This is a genomic window from Curtobacterium sp. 22159 (assembly GCF_052045775.1).
In the GTDB taxonomy this organism is placed as follows: domain Bacteria; phylum Actinomycetota; class Actinomycetes; order Actinomycetales; family Microbacteriaceae; genus Curtobacterium.
This window is the reverse complement of sequence record NZ_JBQEPN010000003.1, coordinates 246685-250024: the sequence shown is the minus strand read 5'-3', so window position 1 is coordinate 250024 and position 3340 is coordinate 246685. Positions and strand designations below refer to the sequence as shown.

Annotated in this window: 3 protein-coding genes; 2 read left to right on the top strand and 1 reads right to left on the bottom strand. The window is 70.9% G+C overall.

Features of this window, described 5'->3' with window-relative positions; translation table 11 throughout:
• Positions 1 to 170 precede the first annotated feature (170 nt).
• Positions 171 to 1076 carry a LysM domain-containing protein gene (locus tag ACTJKO_RS05120; RefSeq protein WP_440686350.1) on the bottom strand — a complete coding sequence of 302 codons (906 nt, stop codon included), beginning with the start codon at positions 1074 to 1076 and terminating at the stop codon, positions 171 to 173.
• Positions 1077 to 1192: 116 nt separating this feature from the next.
• Here ACTJKO_RS05120 and ACTJKO_RS05115 point away from each other — a divergent pair, with 116 nt between their 5' ends.
• Both ACTJKO_RS05115 and ACTJKO_RS05110 read left to right on the top strand, forming a co-directional pair.
• Positions 1193 to 1717 (top strand): hypothetical protein, encoded by a 525-nt coding sequence (locus tag ACTJKO_RS05115; RefSeq protein ID WP_440686348.1) that lies wholly within the window; start codon positions 1193 to 1195, stop codon positions 1715 to 1717.
• Positions 1718 to 1846: 129 nt separating this feature from the next.
• The gene (locus ACTJKO_RS05110) at positions 1847 to 3304 is read left to right on the top strand and encodes a sugar porter family MFS transporter (RefSeq protein ID WP_440686346.1); all 1458 of its coding nucleotides are present in this window, start codon (positions 1847 to 1849) and stop codon (positions 3302 to 3304) included.
• Positions 3305 to 3340 lie beyond the last annotated feature (36 nt).

Here is a 3340-nt window from a genome sequence, read left to right as displayed (position 1 = left end):
CCGCGCCTCCCGTCCGTCTGTCCCGCCGTTCGGCCGTCCCGCCGTTCGGGCGCGAGTCTCGCGCTGACCGACAGTTCACGGGCCGATCGGCGCGTGAACTGTCGCTGAGCCCGAGACTCGGCCCATCCGCGCACGGGCCGGGCCGGGCCGGCCCGGGCCCGGGCCGTGCGTCAGCGGCCGAGTGGGTCGAGGTTGAGGGTCGTGCCCTCGTAGAGGTGCTGGTCCTCCCCGAAGACCTGCACACCCTCGTTCAGCCAGACGAGCGCCTTCACCGTGATGCCGAAGCGCGCGGCGACGTCGCCGATGAGGTCGTCCGGGGCGACGGTGTACGCCTTCGGAGCGCCCGTCGCGGTCTTCCCGGTGACGGTCCCCGTGGCGTTCGGTCGAGCACCGGAGTCAACCGGGTGCACGTTCGTCGTCCGCTGCGGCACCGACCAGCGGACCGACGTGACGGCGAGCACCTTGTCGCTGCTGATCTCGACCGGCACGTCGGCGCCGGCGGCCGCAGCGGAGTACGTCACGAGGACGCCGAGGTGGGAGGGGTCGACGCCGGAGCCGGTGAGGGGCACGTCCGCTGCGATCGGGCCCTGTGTGGGACCACCGAGCGTCCGGTCGCCGACGCCGTGGTAGGTGAGGCCGTCGCCGACCTTGCGCGGCAGGTCGAACAGCCCGACGCCGATCGGCACCGGCAGGGTCGAGGTGACGCCGCTGTACTGCGCCGTGAAGGTGTCGTCACCGTTGGCCACGACGCGGAAGTGGAAGTGGATGCTCCCCTTCGGTGACGCGACGTCGCCCTGCGCCAGGACGGTGCCCGCCGGGATGGGTGTGAGCGTCGGCGCCGGTGCGGCGGCCTCGGTCGGTTCGGGCGTCGGGGTCCGCGGGGTGGCCGACGCCTGCAGCAGATCGCCCTCGGACTCGCCGTCGGCGGAGGGCGTGGCGCTCGGGGTCGGGGTGCGCTGCGCCGTCGCCGGACCCGACGGCGCCGGCAGCGCTCCGTCGGACCCCCGCAGCAACGAGCACCCCGAGAGTGCGACGGTGGCCAGGACGAGCACCCCGACCGTCACGATCCGCTTCATGGTTCCCCCTCGGTCGGATGCTAGCCGACCGGCGCGAGCGGGGCGACGGCCGGGCGCCCGGTGTGTCCGGAGGTGTAGCGACCAGTGCTGTCGGCGGGACGGACTACCGTCGAGGCATGGAGCGTTCGGAGATCCTCGCCGCGGCCGCCGCCGCGCACGCCGCCCGCATCGCCGAGGCCGGTGGAGATGCCGGCGCCGCACGGGAACGCGCCGAGCAGATCCGGAAGCGCGCGGACGGCCTGACCGACCGGATCGAGCGGACCGAGGCGTCCGACGCCGCGCGGGACGCCGAACGTCGTCGAGCGGGGGAGGCGGACCGTGCGGCGTCCCGGACCGAGGGATCGCTCTCGGACTGGCATCGGATGGGCACCCGCCGTGGCGTGACGCCGGACGAGCAGGTGCGCACCGCGTGGACCATCGCGGGCGTCCCGGAACGCGGGGACGCCCGGGCGCTGGCGAACATCCTGCTGTCCACGGCCGGGCACGCGGGTCGCGTGGCGGACGCCGCTCGCCGCAACCCCCGGCTCTCGGGTGCCGCAAGTGCTGCGGCTCGGCGGACGGTCCGTCGGTACACGGACCACGGTGCGGACATGGCGTCGCTGGGGGACGTGCTCGACGAGCCGCCGCAGATGGACGAGTGAACCCTGACCAGGGCTTTCGTGGAGCGATCCAATCGCGTATATGTCCTCATGTGCGATTGACAGGACATGAAATCGGGCTACGATCCTTCCAAGCGATGCAGCCTGATCACTGACGAAGGAGTCACCCGGATGGTCGACATCAAACCCACAGCCCCCAACACCGCCCTGCCGCCGGTGGGGCAGGGGCCGCACGTGCGACGCCTCGGCGTCCTCGCGCTCGTCGCCACGTTCGGCGGCCTCCTCTTCGGCTACGACACCGGCGTGATCAACGGCGCGCTGAACCCGATGACGAAGGAGCTCGGCCTGACGCCGCTCACCGAGGGCGTCGTGACGAGCTCGCTCCTGTTCGGTGCGGCGATCGGCGCCATGCTCGGCGGCCGGGTCGCCGACGGGTGGGGTCGTCGCCGGACGATCATCACGCTCGCGGTCATCTTCTTCGTCGGCAGCATGACCTGCGTGTTCGCGCCGACCTTCGGGGTGATGGTCGTCGGTCGCGTGCTCCTCGGCCTCGCGGTCGGCGGTGCCTCGACGGTCGTCCCGGTGTTCCTCGCCGAACTCGCGCCGTACGAGATCCGCGGGTCGCTGTCCGGTCGCAACGAACTCATGATCGTGATCGGTCAGCTCGCCGCCTTCGTCGTGAACGCGTTCATCGGCACCATGTGGGGTGAGGGGCACGGTGTCTGGCGCGTCATGCTCGCCGTGAGTGCGCTCCCCGCGATCGCACTCTTCGTCGGGATGCTCCGCGTCCCCGAATCGCCGCGGTGGCTGGCGTCGAAGGGGCGCAACGACGAGGCGCTCACGGTGCTCGGCCAGATCCGATCGAAGGAGCGCGCGGCCGCCGAACTCGAGGACATCAAGCGCACGAACGAGTTCGAGGCGAAGGTCCAGAGCGTGAGCGGCTGGCGCGTGATGCTCGGCAACAAGTGGCTCATCCGCATCGTGCTCATCGGCGCGGGCCTCGGGGTCGCCCAGCAGCTCACCGGCATCAACTCGATCATGTACTACGGCCAGACGGTGCTCATCGAGTCGGGCTTCCAGCAGTCGGCCGCCCTGATCGCGAACATCGCGCCGGGCGTCATCGCCGTGATCGGCGGCTTCATCGCCATCCACAACATGGAGAAGATCAACCGGCGGACGACGCTCATCCTCGGGTTCTCGCTGACGACGGTGTGCCACTTCCTCATCGGCATCGCCTCGGTGGCCCTGCCCGCCGGCAACCCGGCCCGCCCGTGGGTGATCCTGTTCCTGGTCGTCGCGTTCGTCGGCTCGATGCAGACGTTCCTCAACATCGCGGTGTGGGTGCTGCTGTCGGAGATCTTCCCGACGCAGATCCGCGCGCTGGGGATGGGCATCGCGGTCTTCTGCCTCTGGATCGCGAACGCGTTCCTCGGGCTCTACTTCCCGACGATCGTCGCCGCCACGGGCATCACCGGGACGTTCTTCGGGTTCGGCATCGTCGGGCTCCTCGCACTGTTTTTCATCTGGAGGTTCGTGCCGGAGAGCCGCGGGCGCACCCTCGAGGAGGTCGAGGAGGGCGTCACCACCGGCAACATCTTCACGGTCCCGGCGAAGCAGGTCCGGAACTGAGACCCTGACGGACGGGAGGCGCGGTGCCAGCCGGCA